Annotated in this window: 1 pseudogene; it reads right to left on the bottom strand. The window is 45.1% G+C overall.

The annotated features are described in order from the left end of the window. Window positions 1-32: 32 nt before the first annotated feature. Window positions 33-297, bottom strand: a pseudogene (locus CWB66_RS21660) (NAD(P)-dependent oxidoreductase); the annotation flags it as partial.

A 297-nucleotide genomic window follows, 5' to 3' on the forward strand; every position in this document is an offset into this window, starting at 1 on the left:
GTTAGCAGCGAATCTTAATCGGTAATGGTCTAATTGCCAGGTTGCCCGCAGGGATCGCACACTAAACCGTTTGCACCAAAGCCATTTAAGATATTACAAAGTGCAAGGCCAATATTGCCGCAGCCAACAAAACCCACTCTTTTATAGTGCAAATTAAAACCAACCAATCCGTTTAAATCAAAGTTGTCTACACGTACGCGGATATACGCTTTAAGAGTTTTACGGCTAAGTGTTAGCATGAGCGCCAGACCAAACTCGTCCACAACTTCTCGGCTCTATGCTGGCACGCGCAATACC

The sequence above is a fragment of the Pseudoalteromonas sp. S558 genome (assembly GCF_005886635.1).
In the GTDB taxonomy this organism is placed as follows: domain Bacteria; phylum Pseudomonadota; class Gammaproteobacteria; order Enterobacterales; family Alteromonadaceae; genus Pseudoalteromonas; species Pseudoalteromonas aliena.